The following is a 20340-nucleotide window of genomic DNA, read 5'->3' as shown; positions in this document are numbered from 1 at the left end:
TCACCCTCTCCTTTAAGGAGGGGGGAACTCCTTCTCCCTTTGGGAGAAGGTTGGGATGAGGGGTATAAAGGCTTTAATTAAAATGAACGAACATCGACAAAATGGCCTGCGATTGCTGCCGCAGCCGCCATTGCCGGACTCACCAAATGGGTACGTCCACCATTGCCCTGACGACCTTCGAAGTTACGGTTTGAAGTCGAGGCACAATGCTCACCGGGTTGCAATTTATCAGCGTTCATGGCCAAGCACATTGAACAACCGGGTTCACGCCATTCAAAGCCGGCTTCCAAAAAAATCTGATCCAAACCTTCCTGTTCCGCCTGCTGTTTCACCAAGCCAGAACCCGGAACGATCATGGCCTGCTTGATACTCGCCGCCACTTTACGTCCTTTGACCACGTCGGCAGCCGCACGGATATCTTCAATCCGCGAATTGGTACATGAACCGATAAAGACTCGATCCAACTGGATATCAGCCAAGGCTTGTCCAGCAGTTAAACCCATATATTGATAAGCACGGGTCCAGTCATTGCGTTGTACCTCATCTTTAGCTTGCTCTAAAGTCGGCACGGCTTGTGTCACCGGGATCACCATTTCCGGTGAGGTGCCCCAAGATACTTGTGGCTCAATCTCTGCACCATTCAATACCACTACCGCATCAAATACTGCATCTTCGTCTGAATGCAAAGTATTCCAGTACTCAACGGCCTGATCCCACTGTTCACCTGTTGGGGCATAGTTACGGTCTTTGACATAGGCAATGGTTTTGTCATCAACAGCCACCATGCCTACACGTGCGCCCGCTTCAATCGCCATATTACATACCGTCATGCGGCCTTCGATTGACATGTCACGGAATACTTGACCACCAAACTCGATGGCATAACCTGTACCGCCTGCAGTACCAATCTTGCCGATAATCGCCAAGACCACATCTTTAGAGGTCACCCCCTTGCCCAATACGCCATCGACACGTACCAACATATTTTTTGATTTCTTCTGTACCAAACATTGTGTTGCCAAGACATGCTCAACCTCAGAAGTTCCAATGCCATGTGCCAAGCAACCAAAGGCACCATGCGTTGCGGTATGCGAGTCACCACACACGACGGTCATGCCCGGTAAAGTCAAGCCTTGCTCTGGACCAACCACGTGGGCAATGCCTTGACGGATATCATTAATACCGAATTCAACGATATTAAATGTTTTACAGTTATCGTCTAACGTCTGAACCTGGATACGCGAGGTATCATCTTCAATGCCGGCAATCCCCTGTTCACGCTCTTTTTTAGAGGTCGGTACGTTATGGTCAGGCGTTGCGACATTGGCACTTAAACGCCACGGTTGGCGTCCGGCAAGTTGTAATCCTTCAAATGCCTGAGGACTGGTGACTTCATGCAATAAATGACGATCAATATAAATCAGGCTAGAACCATCATCACGTTGCTTTACTAAATGGTCATCCCACAATTTGTCGTACAAAGTTTTGCCTGCCATGTCGTCGCTCTCCATCGTGCTTGCCATCGGACTGGGTATTTTTTATCTTGAATTGATTATAGCAACTGCTTCACATAAATCTAATTTATCATTTTTATAAATTAACAAACTTTTTTGAATGATAAATTTCTGCCAAGTTCAAGATTGTGCTTGTTCAATGAAAAGCATACCAAATCAATCTGATCCGGTCTTATCTTAACGTTAATACTGGTTTTTTTGATCAAATTTAAGTGAATCTTCATTCTATTTATAAAAACAATCGTCATAAATTGAAATTTCTTTTTTACATTTTAAATGATAATGATTATTATTTAATTAAATAGAGATTTATTCGGGTGACGACAATGGCCAATATCCAACAATTTGTACTCAACAATCGGCGGACTTTGAAAAAAACCTTGAGTTATTACATTATGCATATTAGTGTGGCGATGATGGTTGCCTATGTCATTACAGGGAATCTGATGATGGCGGCAACGTTGAGTTTAATCGAACCGACCGTACAAGCCTTCGCTTTTTTCTTTCATGAGAAAGTCTGGAATTATTTCTAATTCAAAAAAATTGCACATAAAACCAATTTAAAATCTCCCTCTGGATAGGCGTGTATGAACCTCGCAGCTTTTGAAGCATTTGTAAAAGTGATGGAAACCGGTTCCATTTCTATTGCAGCAGAACAATTATTTATTACCCAGCCTGCAGTGACCAAACGGATTCATAGTCTTGAAGACTACTTCGGCGTCAAGCTATTTGAATCCGCAGGCCGGGGCATTCAACCGACCCATGCGGCACACTCACTTTTGCCCAAAGTTCAAAGTTGGCTGAATAATCTGGGAGAGATTCACCATACCTTGAGCCATGAGCAGGCGCAGGTACAAGGACGTCTCAAGATTGGCACCAGTCACCATATCGGTTTACATCATCTGGCCGAGCCACTTAAAAACTTTGTGCAGCATTTTCCCCAAGTCACTCTCGATGTGCATTTTGTCGATTCTGAACAGGCGCATGAACAGGTGCTGGCAGGTGAACTGGAACTGGCCTTTTTAACCTTACCTCCTGTTGGAGATGATCGGCTCAACTATGTCACCATCTGGAATGATCCGTTGGTATTTGTGGCCGCACCCTTCCATCCCTTGGCACAGCAAAACCAGCTCAAGCTCGAAGACCTGATTGCTTACCCGAGCTTATTGCCAGCCGCACAAACCTATACCAGCCAGATTACCTTGGCAGAATTTGAAAAGAATAACCTCAAGCCTAAAATCACCATGAGCAACAATCCGTTAGAATCCATCCGCATGTTGGTTTCGATCGGTTTAGGCTGGTCCGTTTTGCCCAAGACACTGGTCAATCAGGATTTAAAACAACTGGATTTACAACTCGATATGCAACGTCAGTTGGGTATGGTCTGGCATCCAGCCCGTATCCAGTCTAAAGCGGCTGAGGAGCTGATTCGGATGATGCAGGTAGGATAAAACCTGTTTACTTTTAAAAATATACACAATTAAAAAAACCTCCACGGCTAGGAGGTTTTTTTATTGTCTTCAAAATAGACACAGATAAGAAGGCTTTAGATTGACCAGTCCTGAATGTCCCAAGCCTGCGCTTGTGCCAGTTTTTCTAAACGGTCATCGGGATTGACCGCAATGGCATGGGTCGCGTATTCCAGCAAGAAGCGGTCATTGATCGAATCTGAATAAGCCCAAGACTCATCTACCGTACGTCCATCCAGCCATTGATCCAGACGGGCCAGCTTGCCTTGTTGATAACATGGGATTCCTGTGACCTTGCCTGTGTATTTACCATCAACGACTTCAGCACTGGTGGCAATAATTTCAGTAATACCAAATTCCCGGAAAATCGGCGCGGTAATAAAATCGCTGGTCGCGGTAATCCCCACAATCGCATGTCCTAAATCCTGATGCTTTTTAATCGCATCAAATCCTTTTGGACGCATTTGTGGACGAATGACTTTCTGCATAAACAACTGATGTAATTCAGTTAAATAGTTAATGTCGTGTTTGGTGAGAAATTCAAAAACAAATTCATTATAGGCAATCGGATCCAGTTGCCCGGCTTTATAGTCTTCGTAAAACTTGTCATTCATTTGACGATGATGAACTGGATCAACCAATGCTTCACTGACCAAAAATTCACCCCATGAATGGTCAGAATCGGTATTTAACAGGGTATGATCTAAATCAAACAAAGCCAATTTCATATAAATGCTCATTTAAATGCAAATTAAAGAAAAAAAACGTAAATCTATTTCCGTAAGTCACTAAAAATTCGTTAAGATCATAGCAATTTAAACATTTTACTTTGACCTTTTTCGAGTTGGACATGGAAGATAGTCTGTCCCCGAGATCAAAGTCAACGATATAGATAAAATTTAGGTAGCCAAATGATCGACTCAGAAGGTTTCCGACCCAACGTCGGGATCATTTTGGCAAACGATGATGGACAGGTTTTATGGGCAAAGCGCATTGGTCACAATGCTTGGCAATTTCCACAAGGAGGGATCCAATTTGGTGAAACCCCTGAACAGGCACTTTTCCGTGAACTGAGAGAAGAAGTCGGTTTATTGCCCGAACACGTCCAGATTATAGCGCAAACAAAAGGTTGGCTGCGTTATCGTTTGCCACATCGGTACATTCGGTCAGATTCAGATCCGGTATGTATTGGACAAAAGCAAAAATGGTTTTTACTGAAGTTAACGGCCTCGCCTCATCATATTCAGTTAAACCTGTCAGACCCACCCGAGTTCGATGAATGGCAATGGGTGAGTTACTGGTACCCATTGGGTCAAGTGGTCAACTTCAAACGTGATGTTTACCGTAAAGCCATGATGGAATTATGTTTACAACTACCTCAGCGTTAATTGTCATAGAATCATCATTTTAAGCAATGATTTTTGGCAAGAGAGCTGTTATAACTAGGCCTATAACGATTCAATAAACTGGAGTAAACATCCATGTCAAACATGCAGCTCGACACCCTTAGACGCATTGTGCAAGAAATTAATGCGTCCGTCAGTTTGCATGATTCTTTGGACATTATGGTCAATCATGTGGCTGAAGCCATGCATGTGGATGTCTGCTCGATTTATTTACTGGACGAGCGTAATCGACGTTATGTCCTGATGGCCTCCAAAGGCCTCAAACCTGAAGCGGTCGGTAACGTCTCGTTAAATATCGGTGAAGGTCTGGTCGGTCTGGTCGGACAACGCGAAGAGATCGTGAACCTCGACAATGCTCCGAAACATGACCGTTTCGCCTATTTACCGGAAACTGGCGAAGAGCTGTTTAACTCATTCCTTGGCGTTCCGGTGATGTATCGCCGTAAGGTGATGGGCGTACTTGTGGTTCAGAATAAGGAATCCCAAGACTTTAGTGAAGCTGCCGAATCTTTTTTAGTGACCCTGTGCGCACAACTTTCAGGCGTGATTGCCCATGCCCATGCGGTCGGCAATATTGATGTGTTCCGCAAGCCAAGCACCGGTTCAACCTATAAGACCTTTCAGGGCGTTTCAGGAGCCGGCGGTATTGCATTAGGTCGTGCCATCGTGCTCTACCCGCCTGCCGATCTGGCTGCCATTCCAGATCGTGAAGCAGAAGATATCAGCGAAGAACTGGATTTATTGGATCAGGCGATTGCTTCGGTCCGTCAGGAAATCCAGTCCTTAGATGAAAAAATGCAAGATTCCCTTATGTCGGAAGAACGGGCGTTATTTAGCGTGTTCTTACGCATGCTGGATGAAAATGCATTGCCCAGTGAAATTAAAGACCATATTCGTGTCGGAAGCTGGGCCCAAGGCGCGGTACGTAAAGTCATCGACAAACATGTGGCGCTGTTTGCGCAAATGGAAGATGATTACTTGCGCGAACGTGTTTCCGATCTCAAAGATCTGGGCCGTCGAATTCTAGCCTGCTTGCAGGAAGCGGATTCCAGCCATCGTGAACTCAGTCCTGACAGTATTTTGATTGGTGAAGAAATCAGTACCGCCGCGCTGGTAGAGTTACCGGTGGATAATATCGCGGCGATTGTCACTTCTGAAGGCGCGGCCAATTCGCATATGGTGATTGTGGCACGTGCCTTGGGCATTCCAACCGTGGTCGGTGTAACCGAGTTGCCAATCACCACACTGGATGACATTGAAATGATTGTCGATGCCTACCAAGGTCGCGTCTTTGTCAATCCACCACGTCGTTTACGCCAACGTTATAAAGAAGTCCAGAAAGAAGAAGAACAGATCGCCAAAGATTTAAAGCAATACGAAACCAAAGATGCGATCACGCCTGATGGCATCTCTATCCCGTTATTCGTCAATACCGGTTTAATGATTGATGTGGTGCGTGGCGTTCAGCGCGGTGCCAAAGGCGTAGGCTTATATCGTAGTGAAATTCCCTTCATGCTACGTGAGCGCTTCCCCGGCGAAGAAGAACAACGTGCCATCTATCGTCAGCAGCTCAGCCATTTTGCCAATAAACCGGTGATTATGCGTACCCTGGATATCGGTGCGGATAAAGACTTGCCGTATTTCAGTATTGAAGAAGAAAACTCGGCACTGGGCTGGCGTGGACTCCGTTTCACACTGGATCATCCTGAGATTTTCTCTGCACAAATCCGTGCCATGCTCAAAGCCAGTATCGGCCTGAATAACCTACATATCCTGCTACCGATGGTGACCAGTGTTAGTGAAGTGGAAGAAGTGCTTTATCTGCTTGAGCGTGACTGGGTGGCGGTACAGGAAGAAGAACAGGTCAAGATTACCAAGCCTAAAATCGGGATCATGGTCGAAGTTCCGAGCGTGTTACTGCAAATTGATGAGTTTGCCGAACTGGTCGACTTCTTCTCGGTGGGTTCGAATGATTTGACCCAGTACTTACTGGCGGTAGATCGTAATAATCCACATGTTGCCAACGTCTATTCACACTTCCATCCATCGATTTTACGGGCCTTGAAACGTCTGGCTGAAGATTGCCACACCCATCAAAAACCGGTCAGTGTCTGTGGTGAAATGGCCGGTGATCCATTGTCTGCGATTTTATTGATGGCGATGGGCTTCAACACGCTCTCGATGAGTTCCAGCAATATTTTACGTGTCCGCAAAGCCATTTGTCATGTGCCGATGAGTGATGCCAAAAAACTGCTGGAAGATGTGCTGAAAATGAACAATCCACTGGTGATTAAAAGTTGGCTTGAACACTATTTCAGAACCCATGGTCTTGCCGATATGGTGAAATCGAATCGACTAGTCAGTGTGTAAACAATATATACACTGCCTATAAAAAAGAGCGACCTTCTGGCAAGCATCGCTCTTTTTTTACAGATAATTTTTTATTTTAAATAAACCTGTTGCTTTCCTTTCCCCAGACTCACCTTCGGAAATTGACGGTCATAATCAATCGCAATCGCATCTTTACCCGTTAAATTCTTGCTGTCTGATTGCCAGGTCACATAATAGCTCACTTCGGCATCATCACGGACCTGTGGCTGAATACGCTGACGATGGTCTGCTGGAATGATAAATTCAACCCGAAAAGGGACTTGAGAGACTTGCACTGTCTTTTTCTCTATCAATGTCGCAGGCACATCGGTCATACGACTTTCTACTGCATATAAGCTGATCGTGCCCTGTTGCGGCTGCACCGCATGGTTGCCTGCTCCCACAAATTCAATGGTCAAGGGTATGGCTTGATTGGCTTTAAGTTCAGTATCCTGCGGCATGGCCGTACAACCTGTCAGTACAGTTAAAGATAAACCAAGACCGGTGACTATTTTTTTCATTGTTTTTTATCTCATCAAGAAAAAAACAAACATAACATGCCTTGAATTAAAATCATGACAGTTTACATATTTTTAACTCAATCGCTTATAACGGTTATCTCAACCAGATGATGCATTCGAGGATGAATGCTGAAATCTTGACGGATCATTCACAGATTTGTGCAAACGACTGGTAATTTACACAACTGCAACAGGTCTAACGTCCAGTTTCTGCATCAAACATTGCCATCGTTCACTCCTTGTTTCAACATTTTTCATGCATTTGAATGGTTGCGAAAAATCATAATAACACTTTTATTTTTCATAAGTTTTTCGTTTTTCTTAACAATTTTTATATCAACAAACACTCAGCTCAAGTTTAAGATTTAGACAGCTTCAATCGAATAAAGCATTTATGACATCAACTTTAATCCATTGGAAAAAAAGCTTTCATCAACCTAGAGTAAAAATACAAAGGCTGATCTGATTCATTGCAAATCTTACTTAGGCATCTGAAATCTTGATACCCAATTTGTATATGTCCCAGTGAAGCACTCATATCTTTGAACGGTCAAATGATTGAGATGACCTCGCTCACAGGTCATCTTGATGGAGATAAAACATGAGCCAAGACGAAAAAAAATGTCCTTATAGCCACCTCACCACTGATTTTGGTGCACCAGTTGTCGATAACCAGAACAGTATGACCGCAGGCGCCAGAGGACCATTATTAGCCCAAGACTTATGGCTAAATGAAAAACTTGCCAACTTTGTCCGTGAAGTGATTCCTGAGCGCCGCATGCATGCCAAAGGTTCTGGTGCTTTTGGTACTTTCACGGTGACCCATGATATTACCCAATATACTCGCGCTAAAATCTTTAGTGAAATCGGCAAAAAAACTGAAATGTTTGCCCGTTTTACCACCGTTGCAGGTGAACGTGGGGCAGCAGATGCGGAACGTGACATTCGTGGTTTTGCCCTAAAATTCTATACCGAAGAAGGTAACTGGGATATGGTGGGCAATAACACCCCTGTATTCTTCTTGCGTGATCCACGTAAATTTCCGGATTTAAATAAAGCGGTCAAACGTGACCCGAAAACTAACCTGCGTAGTGCAACCAATAACTGGGATTTCTGGACGTTATTGCCAGAAGCATTACACCAGGTCACCATCGTTATGTCAGACCGCGGTATTCCTTCAAGCTACCGTCATATGCATGGCTTCAGTAGCCATACCTATAGTTTCATTAATGCCGCCAATGAGCGTTTCTGGGTGAAATTTCACTTCAGAACCCAACAAGGTATTAAGAACCTGACTGATGCAGAAGCCGGCGAGCTAGTGGGTCAGGATCGTGAAAGCCATCAACGTGATTTATTCGACGCCATTGAACGTAAAGACTATCCGAAATGGACACTCTTCGTACAAGTCATGCCTGAACAAGATGCGGAAAAAGTTCCCTATCATCCGTTTGATTTGACCAAAGTATGGCCACACGGTGATTATCCGTTGATTGAAGTAGGTGAGTTTGAACTGAACCGTAACCCTGAAAACTTCTTCCTTGATGTAGAGCAGTCTGCTTTTGCCCCAAGCAATCTGGTGCCAGGCATCAGTGCTTCACCAGACCGCATGTTGCAGGCGCGCCTGTTTAACTATGCCGATGCGCAACGCTATCGTTTAGGTGTGAACTACCAGCAAATTCCAGTCAATGCGGCACGCTGTCCTGTACATAGTAATCACCGTGACGGCCAAGGCCGTATCGATGCCAACTATGGGGGTTTACCGCACTACGAGCCAAACAGCTTCGGTCAGTGGCAAGAGCAAGCGCAGTATAAAGAGCCACCATTGAAAATTAATGGTGATGCCGATTTCTGGGATTACCGTGAAGATGACAATGATTACTTCAGTCAACCACGTGCCTTGTTCGAACTGATGACACCAGAGCAACAAGACGCTTTATTTGGTAATACAGCACGTGCCATGGGTGATGCACTCGACTTCATCAAGTATCGCCATATCCGTAATTGCTATGCTTGCCACCCAGCCTACGGTGAAGGTGTTGCGAAAGCATTGGGTATGACCGTTGCCGATGCACAAGCTGCGCGTGAAAATGATCCGGCGCGTCATTTACCAAGCTTTCTGTAAGCCAAGAAATATTTAATAAAAAAGCCATCTTCGGATGGCTTTTTTATTTGTGTAGCTCATGATTTATGCAAGATTTAATTAGAACAACACTCATGACGACTGGTGTATGAGCTCACGCTGAACACTTAAGCTCTTAGAAAGTGCCCTTCACGAATACAATAAAAAGGATTGACCAGTTTCGAGGAAGATTTCATGGCATGCTGTAATTCATGTTCAGGCGAATCACGATCTTCATCTGTCAGCTGGAAGGTACGGTAATGAATCGCCAGTGAACGGTGCGCGTGTAAATCTAAATGCGCATGAAAGGCATCTTGTGGATTCATATGCACATAACGCATCAACATCCGCGGCTCATAAGCCCCGATCGGTAATAAGGCAATTCTGGCGTCGCCATAGCGCTCATGGATTTGTTTAAAATGCCCTGAATAACCGGTATCCCCCGCAAAAAAACAGTGCCCGGTCTTGGCGAGCAAAGAAAAACCGCCCCATAAAGCACGATTCTGATCACGTACACCCCGCCCAGATGCATGTTGTGCAGGGGTATAGGCGATCTTTAATTCATCATGAAACGGAATTTCCTGCCACCAGTCCATTTCAATCACATGCAGGTGTTTAGGTAGATAATAGGCATTGCCCAAGCCGGTATAAATCGGCATTTCGAATTTCTGATGTAACCACTCTAATGTCGCCAGGTCCATATGGTCATAATGATTATGACTCAATAACACCCCGTGAATGGTTGGGAGATGTTCCAGCGCAATGCCAGCGGGGCAGACACGGCGTGGCCCATTGCCCTGTTTGGGGCTGGCATATTCACACCAGACTGGATCGGTCAGGAAATTATAAGGTCCGATTTGGATTAAAACCGTGGCATGTCCCACAAACCAGATTTGCCAATCGTTTAAGTCTGCATACGGACGGTTTTGAGGCAGTTCCAGCATTTGGTTGCGTAAATTGGACTCATGAACACGATCTACATTCCAGGTATAAGACTGACGGGTTGCCAGCCACTTTAACAGCCCTTTACGATCAAACGGAGTTAACGGTTTCTGCAAATTATAGAACCGGTCTATGCCACAATGATCAGAAGTCTCATGTGGAAACGGTGGTTTCACCCAAGTATGACTCAAGCAAGATTGTGTCGGCAATTGATAGGTTAATGTCGGCTTATCTTTCATGTACTTCTTCTGTGGTGGAATCTAATCGCATGAGGTCCATTATGTTATATCCCTAGGATTACGACATGTTTTCCATGTTATCGCGTTCTAAATCATCATGATTTTTTGACTAGAGCGAGCACATTTCATCACAGCATAATCGGACCTTGATCCTAACATAAGGTGTTTAGTTATGCTGATTTTCTAGAGCTGAGTCAACACAATTTTACTGAACTAATAAGGCTCAGTGACAATTGCAGTGAACGGTTAAACCAGGCATTTTTGCAAAAAGTTTTTCTGTTTTGAGTTGAAAAGTCATCGGTATGACAAAATAAAAAAGCCGAACAAGTCGGCTTTTTACAGTGATGAAATCTTAAACATTGCTAAAAAAGGCAGCAAACTTTTGATAGCTCGGACGCTGCTTAATATTATCCAGATAGCGTTCAATCGCAGGATGAGACTCAACTTCTCCCATCTTGAGCTGCCAGAACAGCATCGCGGCAACGGTCACATCTGCAGCAGTGAACTGTTTGCCACATAAATACGGATCGGCTTCACTCAGGCCTTGTACAAAGGCATTGTAGGCATCCTGATAGTCTCCATAGCCAACCGAGCCTTTCTGATCTGGTTTGACCTCGACACCCAGCATTTTATTGGTTGAAGCTGCTTCCCAAGGTCCTGAAATAAAGAACAACCAGCGATAATAAAGACCGCGTTTCGGATCATTGAGTGCAGGCGCCAGACCTTTGTCTGCAAACTTATCTGCCAGATAGGCGCAGATTGCATCCAGCTCATAGACCACAATATCATCGTCCACCAATACAGGGACTTTGCCAAAGGGATTGATTTTTAAATATTCGGGCGCTTTCATCTCGGTCTGAAAAGCCACCTCGATGCGCTCACATTGCACGCCCAGTTCGATCAGCAACCAGTCTACCACGACGCCACGTGAGAAATTATTGGTATAAAGTTTAAGTGCCATGTTGATATGTCCTTGGTGAGTTATTCTTATTTCAATGTAATTGTCTGGATTGTCAGTTTCTGTCAGTAGTCGAACACACCTCTTGCCTCCACCATTGTTGAAATAGTTGCTGCTTGAATTGCGGATAAAGCTCCTCACTCAGACTGAGCTGCCGGATACGATCAATCCGGAAGTGTCGAAAACTATGCCTTAATTCACACCACGCGGCCAGTACAATCCGATCATTAAAATACCCTAGGGCAAAAGGCCACACGGTACGGGAACTGATACGCTGCTGCTCATCGGCATAATCGACCACAATTTTGACTTGCTGGCGAATGGCCAGACGTACCTGCTCCACCAGTTGTGCATCTACAGGAAGCCAGGCATTGATGGAGCGTAAGGTGGTGTGTTGAAGTAAATGTCGGCAATGTTCAGGCAATACTGCATTGAGCTTGGCCAGAACCGAGGTCGAAGCCGATTTTAAAGCCAGATCGGGAATTTCACTCAACCAGTTTAAGGCCAGAAAAATGGCCTCGATCTCGGTTTCATTCAAGGTCATTGGGGGTAACAGGAAATCTTCTTTGAGTTGAAACCCCAGCCCTGCTGCCGCCTCAATATTCACACCTTGAGCACGTAATGTCTCAATATCCCGATAGACACTGCGCTGACTAATCTGCAGTCGCTCCGCCAATACCTGTGCAGTGACCGGATAGCGATATTCTCGGAGTAGTTGTAATAGATTGAGCAAACGGATCGAGCGGCTCATATAGTCCCTATTGTTATTATGGATGACGGGAAAGCGAACTCTCCCCTCATTGTCATTTGATCTTCAGTGAATTAACTTTCGGTTACATCAGCAACCTTAAGCAAGCTTTGTAAATAATGATGCAGGTCCTGCACATGATGGGCAATGGTTAATGGCTGATATTGCTGTAACGTTTCAATACTGTGCACACCATAACTGACCCCGATACGCGGCATATCCAGATTTTGCGCCATTTCCAGATCATAACTGGTATCCCCAACCATGATCGCACGTTCAGCTGTCACATCCATCTCGGCCAGAATTTCCTGCAACATCAGTGGATCTGGCTTGGACTTGGTTTCACTCGCGGCACGGGTAATATCGAATAGTGCATGACTATTGGTTTGTGCCAATACACGATCCAGCCCCTTACGGCTTTTCCCGGTTGCGACCGCAAGCTTGAGACCTTGCTGCTTTAAATCCATCAATAGCTCTGCGACCCCATTGAACCAGGCATCACCTTTCGAGTTTGCCACGTAATGGTCGGCATAACACTGCAATATGTCCTGCTGCAAGTGTGGAACCTGTGGGAACAGGATCTGCATCACTTCTGGCAAACCCAGACCAATAATGCTTTTCGCGGCTTCATCCGTCAGTGGCTGTTCAAATTGCTGCGCTGCATATTGCAAACTCGCCACAATCTGGCCCACCGAGTCGAACAGAGTACCATCCCAATCGAAAATGACGAGTTCAATCTTCTGCTTCATTTCTGCTTTCTCAATTCGTCTATTACCTGTTGCATATCTTCAGGCATCGGGGCTTCAATCACGGGATAATTCGGAATTTCCAGACGCATGGCATGCAGGCACAAACGGCGTGCTGCCGGACCGTTATACACCGTATTGTGTCCGTATTTATCGTCGCCCACCAAAGGATGACCAATACTTAAACCATGTACCCGGATTTGATGGGTACGGCCTGATAAAGGTGAAGCATGAACCAAGGTGGCTGTCTTGAAACGTTCAACCACTTTCCAGTCAGTCTTACTCGGCTTGCCTTCAGAGGTGACACGGACACGACGTTCGCCATTGGCCAGTTCATAACGCAATAAAGGCGCATCAATCATTTGTCGATCCAGACTCACCTGCCCTTTAACAATAGCGGCATAGGTTTTCTGGATCTTATGTTCGCGTAGCAGGTCCTGGAGCAATTTTAAGGTACTGCGCTTTTTACTGACCATCACCAGACCGGAGGTATCACGGTCAATCCGGTGAATCAGTTCCAGATATTTTTTGCCTGTCGCCGCCCGTAAGGCTTCAATCAGACCATAGGCCACGCCGCTACCGCCATGTACGGCAATACCCGAAGGCTTATTGATCACCAGCAAGCCTTCATCTTCATACACCACTCGGCTCAACAGGCTTTGCGCGACGCTATCGCTAACAGGTGCAGCCGTTTCATCCTTCTGTTCATAACGGATTGGTGCGACACGAATCTGGTCGCCAATGCTCAAACGTGTTTCTGCTTTTATTCTTTTTTTGTTTACGCGTACTTGCCCTTCACGAATCAAACGGTAGATGCGACTTTTTGGAACACCTTTTAATCGGGTAAATAAAAAATTATCTATTCGCTGCCCGTCTTGATGCTCATCCACGTCAAACCAAGTGACACTTTGCCATTGTTGTGTAGAATTCATACGCTCGATTAATCCAAGATTTGCTAAATATGATTAAAAAATGATCATTTAGCTAAGTTATTTCACAAGAAACCTAAACTTAGCCCATAGGCAGATGCTGCAAGGTTTGGTATATTCAGCGCACGGATACCACCGTAAGTGAGCATCAAATCAGAAATTTTATTTAGATAAAATTTTAAATCGATGAGATATTCACCAATAACTCGGATAGGTCCTAAAGAATTATGCCGACGCCGAAGGCTTATTATATCGGCAAAATGGCAAACTGTTGCGTTTAATTGTGCATCAGCACATACAGTTTGTTCAGAAAAAATATGTCGCCAGCAATTTGCTGGTTATTAAACGTAAACTGATCCACATCAGACAATTTGCTCCCTGATGTCGCATTCAGGCTAAAGCGTTGATGCATTGGAACTGCCAAGCAGAGATACGATGATCATTCCGTATCAAGACTTCCAGATGGATCGACTTCAATGCTTAATGACAGTGAAAGTCACCATCCAATGCACCGCTCACCCGCCAGTGAAGCGTACAGGAAACTTTGATTATGTCGGATCTAGTGATATTTCACAGATGTCAGACATGCCATGAAATATCAACGGATTCAAGATTGAAGCAGTATTGCTAACATCGAAATAACCGAATCAAAGCCTCCAGCTGGATATTTACAGCCAGTGGTTTCAGAGCTTCCTACACAACGTTGCTTCTGAATCTTGATCGTGCCAATGAGATGTTTGCTCAAAAATATTGGGCTTATTGTTTGTGTGCATCACTATTAGGTGTCACACCCATGAAACGTATGTTGATTAATGCAACCCACGCCGAAGAAGTTCGCGTTGCACTTATCACTGGTAATCGCCTTTACGATTTCGATTTAGAGAATCGTACGCGCGAACAAAAAAAATCAAATATTTATAAAGGTCATGTCACTCGCGTTGAGCCCTCTTTAGAGGCGGTTTTCGTTGAGTACGGCGCACAGCGTCAAGGCTTTTTATCTATGCGGGAAATTGCAAACTCGTATTTCAAAGCTGACCCTCGTCAAACTTCAAACATTCGTGAACTGATCACTGAAGGCACTGAATTACTGGTTCAGGTTGAAAAAGAAGAGCGTGGCAACAAAGGTGCTGCCCTATCAACTTTCATTTCACTTGCAGGCCGTTATTTAGTTTTAATGCCGAACAATCCGAAAGGTGGCGGTATCAGCCGTCAGATTTCAGGTTCTGTCCGTGAAGAACTGAAAGAAATCTTAGCCTCTTTAAATGTACCGCGTGGCATGAGCGTGATCGTTCGTACCGCTGGTATTGGTCGTACCCAGGAAGAACTGCAACTTGACTTGCAACACTTACTTGACCTGTGGGCACAAATCCAGGGTTCGGCAAGTTCAGGCCCGTCACCAATGCTGGTTCATCAGGAAGCAGGCGTGGTGACACGTGCCATTCGTGATTATCTACGTGACGATGTTGCTGAAATCCTGATTGATAGTGAGCAAGCCTACAACGAAGCCTATAACTTCGTAAAAGCAGTGATGCCACGTCAGCTCGACAAATTAAAAACCTACACCATGAATGAGCCTTTATTTGCTCACTTCGGAATTGAAAGCCAGATCCAGACTGCCTATGAGCGTGAAGTCAAACTTCCTTCTGGTGGTTCAATCGTCATCGACCAGACTGAAGCCTTGGTATCGATTGATATTAACTCGGCGAAATCAACCCGCGGTCATGATGTTGAAGAAACGGCACTCAATACCAACCTGGAAGCAGCCGAAGAAATCGCACGTCAACTGCGTTTACGCGATATTGGTGGTTTGGTGGTCATCGACTTTATCGACATGACCAAAGACCGTAACCAGCGTATGGTTGAAGCCAAACTACGTGAAGCAACGCAAAGCGATCGCGCACGTATCCAGTTCGGTCAACTGTCTCGTTTTGGCCTGATGGAAATGAGCCGTCAACGTTTACGCCCTTCTTTAGAAGAAGCGACAGGTTATGTATGCCCACGCTGTCATGGTACCGGTATGGTGCGTGACTTACGTTCATTGTCACTTTCGATCATGCGTAAGGTAGAAGAAATTGCATTACGCGAACGCCAAGGTGAAGTTCAAGTTGAAGTGCCTGTTGAAATCGCAGCATTCTTATTGAATGAAAAGCGTCACAGCCTGGTGTACTTGGAACAAACCTCAAATGTTCGTGTGACGGTATTACCGCATCCGCACTTGGAAACGCCACACTATCAAATCCAGTTCAATCCGGATGGTTTTGCGCCGTCTAGTTATGAGCGTACTGAAGCGACCCGTTCAAGTGAAAAAGAACTCGGTTATGAGTCTTCTGACTGGCATCTGGAAGATGCAGAGCATCACCATGCACCTGCACAAAATGCAACTGCCCCACAGAAGAAAGCTGCTCAGCAGCAGGCTGCACAAGCAAAACAAACTCAACAGGCTGTTGCGCAAAAGTCAGCAAGTCCTTGTGCATGGTTAGAAAACCTGTTTGTTCAAAAACAGGCACAAACCACAGATCAATCGCGTTCGGCGCAAAATGCGGCAGCTGCGATTGAGCAAATGGTCAACAATGGCGCAGTAAGCCGTGGCCAGTTTGGTCAGGTCAATGCACCTGTTGCATCTGTTGCCACTGAAACTGCTGCCCCAGCAGCAAACAATGCCTATATTTCACAGAATCCTGTGAAACAGGAACCGCGTGAAACGTTTGAGAAAGACGAAAAATCACATCGTCCAAATCAAAACCAGAAGAAACGCAAGCACAAAGAGCAACGTGAACAACACGCGCATGCACATGAACAACAAAATCAAGTGCACGAAGAAGTCGTTCAACTGTCACGTCAGGAACAGCGCCAAGAGCAACGCGAACTGAAACGTCAACAAAAACGTCAGCAGTCGCAAGAGCCTCAAAACCAGCAGCAACATCATGAGGCTGCACAAGCGAATGACAATGCGCCATTACCACGTCGTGACCGTAACCAGCAACGTCCGAACCGACCAAACCGTCATCGTGACCAAAGCGTGTTGAATGACGCACCTGCTACAACTGCAGCGCCTGCGAACCCGCAACAGGTTAAAGTTGATGTGGTGGATGCACCACGTTCCGAGCCAATGAACACGGCATTGATCGTGAACATTGATCAAGGTCAAAGTGAGATCGTGGCACTAAATCCACAACAAGCGACTGCACCTGCCGCAAAAGCGGAAGTTGTGCCTGCTGTTGTAGAAAAAACCGGGAGCAAACCTGCGGCTCAAGCAGAACCAGTGGTTGCGAAAGAAGCACCTGCTGCAACTGCTGAAGAAGCAGCCCAAGCACCGGTAAAACGTGCCAGCAATGACCCACGTTCGCGTCGTCGTCAACGTGGTGCTCAAGCACCGCAGAAAGCAGCAGCACCAAAAATTGCACCATCGCAGATTCCAGCGCTGGGTCAATACACGGTCGGCAGCCTGATTCGCCATGTTTATGGTGAAGACTGCACTATCCTGATTGAGCAATTTGGTTTAATCACCACGTTTAACCGTGCCCTACAAAAGTTTGCCGAGCAGTATGCCAGCACGCTAGTGGTAGACACCGTGGTTGAAGAAGAAAAGCGTCCGGTAACACGTGATGCTGAGCTTCCAAGCAAAAAAGTAACGGAAGAAGCTGAACCAGCGCCAGTGTTAGCATTAACACCACCTGAAGCTGCTACTGTTCGAGTTGCAAATGACCCGCGTGAACGTCGTCGTTTAGCCAAACTTGCTGCCGAGCAAGCCAAAGAAGCGCATATTGCTTCAAATGCGACGCCTGCTCCTGTTGAAAACACTGAATCGAAAGAGGAAGTGAAAGCAGAAGAAGCCGCTACGCCAGCAGAAGAAACTGTGGTTGCAGCACCAGAGCAACAACCTTTAGAACTTGCTCAAGAAGCAGTGGCTGCTCCGGCAGAAGTAGCACCGGTTGAAGCGGTGAAAGCACCAGCGGCTAAAGCTGAGGCGAAGCCTGAAGCTACGAGCAAAGCTACTGAGAAGGCTCAAGCTGCTGAAAAAGCAGAACAGGCAACAGCTGCAACCGAAGCAGAATCAGAAGATGAAGCTGCAAAAGCAGAGAAAGAAAAATCAAGCCGCCCGCGCCGTCCACGTGGACGTCCACCGAAAAAGGCTGCAGCTAGCAATGAATAATTTGCTAAATTGCACTCAATAAGGCTAAGCCTAGTCATTTCGGTGACTAGGCTTTTTTGTTATTTTGTCAAATTAGGTTGATTGCTCTAGGAACTTACCATTACAAAACAGCATCAACGACAATGGTGTGAATGGTTGTGTTCTTACGGATAGCCATTTTTGGATTGATCGAAAAATAAACAGGATTGATATGAGCCAAACTACGCAGACCGATATTATTACCCTTGGTGATGTCGCTACTCGACTTCCAAACTTCATCACTAAAGTACCTCATATCCTTAATGGTCTTAAACAGGCATATTTACGAACGCCATCTTCTCCTGCTGGTTTAGGTATTGCCTTTGAAAAAGCAGTCAAGCGTAACCCTCAAGGCATCGCTCTGTTATTTGAAGATCAAAGCTACAGCTATCAGGCTTTAAATGAGTGGGCCAACCAGATTGCCCATTACTATTTATCTCTGGGTGCAAAAAAAGGTGATGTGATTGCAGTGATGGTTGAGAACCGTCCTGAATTAATTGCCAGCATTGTGGCTTTAGCCAAAATTGGGGTCACCATTGCGCTTGTCAATACCTCTCAGGTGGGTAAGGTACTCGCGCATAGCATTAATCTGGTCAATCCGATTGCAGTGATTGCCGGTGAAGAAGTCCGTGCTGCAATCGATGAAGCACGTCAGGATTTAAAAGTTGCTCAAGACCGTTTCCACTGGTTTGCTGATCAGGAAACCCGTAAAAATGCGGGCACAGCACCAGAAGGCTACGTCAATCTTGCCCTGCAAATTGACCAGTTCCCGAAATTTAACCCGTCCACCACACGTACCGTGACGGGTAAAGATGGCCTGTTCTATATCTACACCTCAGGCACCACTGGTTTGCCAAAAGCGGTGATTTTCACGCACAGTCGCTGGACACTGGCATACGGCACTTATGGTCACATTCTCAATCTTGGTAAAGATGATGTGATGTATGTCACCCTACCGCTTTACCATGCCACAGGTGTGGTGGTGTGCTGGTGTGGTGTGATTGCAGGCAGTGCGACACTGGCCGTACGTCGTAAATATTCAACCAGCGCCTTCTGGAAAGATGTACAGAAATTCAATGCTTCTGCGATCGGTTACGTCGGTGAGCTGTGCCGTTACCTGATTGATGCACCAGCAACTGAACTGGACCGTGCACATCGCGTGACCAAAATGATTGGCAATGGCATGCGCCCAAATATCTGGGGCAAGTTTAAAGAGCGTTTTGGGGTTGAAGAAGTGCTTGAACTGTATGCGTCAAGCGAAGGTAATGTCGGTTTCAGCAATATCTTTAACTTTGACAATACCGTCGGCTTCTCACCTACGCCTTATGCCATCGTTGAGTTCGATAAAGAAAAGAACGAACTGGTCCGCGACAAAAAAGGCTATTGCAAGAAAGTCAAAACCGGTGAAGTTGGCCTGTTAATTGGCAAGATCACCAGCCGTTCGCCTTTTGATGGTTATACCGACCCTGAAAAGAACAAGTCTGTGATCATGAAAGATGTGTTCACTCAAGGCGACTCATACTTCAATACCGGTGACCTGGTCCGTGATATCGGCTTCCGTCATGCCCAGTTTGTGGACCGCCTCGGCGATACCTTCCGCTGGAAAGGTGAAAACGTGTCGACCACCGAAGTTGAAAATATGGTCTGTGAATATGAAAAAATCGCAGAAGCCGTGGTTTATGGCGTAGAAATTCCAAATACCAATGGCCGTGCTGGTATGGCAGCCATCACCTTGGTGGATGGTGCAGCGCTGAATGATGCAGATTTAAGCGAAATGGTGAATGTATTTAAAAAATGTTTACCTTCCTATGCCATTCCAGTGTTCTTGCGCGTTCAGGAAAAGGTTGAAACCACCGGTACATTCAAATACCAGAAAAATAAACTGAAAGAAGATTCGTTCGATCCGAGCAAAACCTCTGAACGTTTACTGGTGTTATTGCCTGGTGCAAGCAGCTATTGTGATGTAAATACTGAGATCTTTGACAATATTCAAAGCTATCAATACCGTTTCTAGTTTATTTTTTAGCTAAATAAGAGGAAATCGTGCTTTTTATAAACAATCATGCACATGTTTTTAAATTTCCTCTTGTGTTAGCTGAATAACTTGCTAGAATACGCAACATCAAAACGAAGACGCATTTAGAACTGATTAGTTTTTCTTGCGAAGCCAGTTGAAATACTTGCTTAGGGTCGTTAGCTCAGTTGGTA

15 protein-coding genes and 1 tRNA gene (1 of these 16 running past the window's edge) are annotated in these 20340 nt (G+C 45.4%); 8 read left to right on the top strand and 8 right to left on the bottom strand.

Translation table 11 applies throughout. The annotated features are described in order from the left end of the window. Positions 1-77 precede the first annotated feature (77 nt). Positions 78-1496, bottom strand: coding sequence for a 3-isopropylmalate dehydratase large subunit (gene leuC / locus ACNQO6_RS03840; RefSeq protein WP_009514128.1), 1419 nt, complete (start codon positions 1494-1496; stop codon positions 78-80). Positions 1497-1840: 344 nt separating this feature from the next. Between leuC and ACNQO6_RS03835 the strand changes: the two genes are divergently transcribed. Together ACNQO6_RS03835 and ACNQO6_RS03830 are read left to right on the top strand one after the other, a co-directional pair. After that, positions 1841-2047 (top strand): DUF2061 domain-containing protein, encoded by a 207-nt coding sequence (locus ACNQO6_RS03835; protein WP_005226599.1) that lies wholly within the window; start codon positions 1841-1843, stop codon positions 2045-2047. 54 nt (positions 2048-2101) lie between these two features. Then, positions 2102-2965 (top strand): LysR family transcriptional regulator, encoded by an 864-nt coding sequence (locus tag ACNQO6_RS03830; RefSeq protein ID WP_343579962.1) that lies wholly within the window; start codon positions 2102-2104, stop codon positions 2963-2965. A 95-nt stretch (positions 2966-3060) separates the two neighbouring features. Here the strand turns inward: ACNQO6_RS03830 and ACNQO6_RS03825 are convergent, their stop codons facing one another. Beyond that, entirely contained in the window at positions 3061-3711 is a 651-nt protein-coding gene (locus ACNQO6_RS03825) for an HAD family hydrolase (RefSeq protein ID WP_440208150.1), read from the bottom strand. A gap of 183 nt (positions 3712-3894) precedes the next feature. Here ACNQO6_RS03825 and ACNQO6_RS03820 point away from each other — a divergent pair, with 183 nt between their 5' ends. Then, a complete protein-coding gene (locus tag ACNQO6_RS03820) occupies positions 3895-4371 on the top strand; it encodes an RNA pyrophosphohydrolase (RefSeq protein ID WP_004656060.1) in 477 nt (158 codons plus the stop codon). 93 nt (positions 4372-4464) lie between these two features. Then, positions 4465-6759: a phosphoenolpyruvate--protein phosphotransferase gene (ptsP, locus tag ACNQO6_RS03815; protein ID WP_440208149.1), complete on the top strand. Its 2295-nt coding sequence runs from the start codon at positions 4465-4467 to the stop codon at positions 6757-6759. 71 nt (positions 6760-6830) lie between these two features. On the opposite strand, the gene ACNQO6_RS03810 is transcribed toward ptsP, so the two are convergent. Next, entirely contained in the window at positions 6831-7280 is a 450-nt protein-coding gene (locus ACNQO6_RS03810; protein WP_440208148.1) for a hypothetical protein, read from the bottom strand. Between the two features lie 601 nt (positions 7281-7881). Here ACNQO6_RS03810 and ACNQO6_RS03805 point away from each other — a divergent pair. Continuing rightward, complete coding sequence (locus tag ACNQO6_RS03805; protein WP_440208147.1) at positions 7882-9402, top strand: catalase; 1521 nt, start codon at positions 7882-7884, stop codon at positions 9400-9402. Positions 9403-9527: 125 nt separating this feature from the next. Here ACNQO6_RS03805 and ACNQO6_RS03800 read toward each other — a convergent pair whose 3' ends face one another. The 5 genes from ACNQO6_RS03800 to ACNQO6_RS03780 form a co-directional block, all read right to left on the bottom strand. Continuing rightward, entirely contained in the window at positions 9528-10580 is a 1053-nt protein-coding gene (locus ACNQO6_RS03800; protein WP_440208146.1) for an MBL fold metallo-hydrolase, read from the bottom strand. 352 nt (positions 10581-10932) lie between these two features. Next, positions 10933-11541: a glutathione S-transferase family protein gene (locus tag ACNQO6_RS03795; protein WP_343580209.1), complete on the bottom strand. Its 609-nt coding sequence runs from the start codon at positions 11539-11541 to the stop codon at positions 10933-10935. A gap of 52 nt (positions 11542-11593) precedes the next feature. Further along, positions 11594-12289: a helix-turn-helix transcriptional regulator gene (locus tag ACNQO6_RS03790; protein WP_440208145.1), complete on the bottom strand. Its 696-nt coding sequence runs from the start codon at positions 12287-12289 to the stop codon at positions 11594-11596. Positions 12290-12360: 71 nt separating this feature from the next. Next, positions 12361-13035, bottom strand: a complete 675-nt coding sequence (locus ACNQO6_RS03785) for an HAD-IA family hydrolase (protein ID WP_440208144.1) — start codon at positions 13033-13035, stop codon at positions 12361-12363. Then, the gene (locus ACNQO6_RS03780; RefSeq protein ID WP_004774219.1) at positions 13032-13964 is read right to left on the bottom strand and encodes an RluA family pseudouridine synthase; all 933 of its coding nucleotides are present in this window, start codon (positions 13962-13964) and stop codon (positions 13032-13034) included. The genes ACNQO6_RS03785 and ACNQO6_RS03780 overlap by 4 nt, the downstream gene beginning before the upstream one ends. 790 nt (positions 13965-14754) lie before the next feature. Between ACNQO6_RS03780 and ACNQO6_RS03775 the strand changes: the two genes are divergently transcribed. From ACNQO6_RS03775 to ACNQO6_RS03765, 3 genes are all read left to right on the top strand, one after another. Then, entirely contained in the window at positions 14755-18114 is a 3360-nt protein-coding gene (locus tag ACNQO6_RS03775) for an Rne/Rng family ribonuclease (protein ID WP_440208143.1), read from the top strand. Between the two features lie 190 nt (positions 18115-18304). Beyond that, positions 18305-20146, top strand: a complete 1842-nt coding sequence (locus tag ACNQO6_RS03770; RefSeq protein ID WP_262476438.1) for a long-chain-acyl-CoA synthetase — start codon at positions 18305-18307, stop codon at positions 20144-20146. Between the two features lie 173 nt (positions 20147-20319). After that, positions 20320-20340, top strand: a tRNA-Lys gene (locus ACNQO6_RS03765) (it continues 155 nt past the right edge of the window).

It is taken from the genome of Acinetobacter calcoaceticus (assembly GCF_051947995.1).
In the GTDB taxonomy this organism is placed as follows: Bacteria; Pseudomonadota; Gammaproteobacteria; order Pseudomonadales; family Moraxellaceae; genus Acinetobacter.
This window is presented reverse-complemented; position numbering and strand designations above follow the sequence as displayed.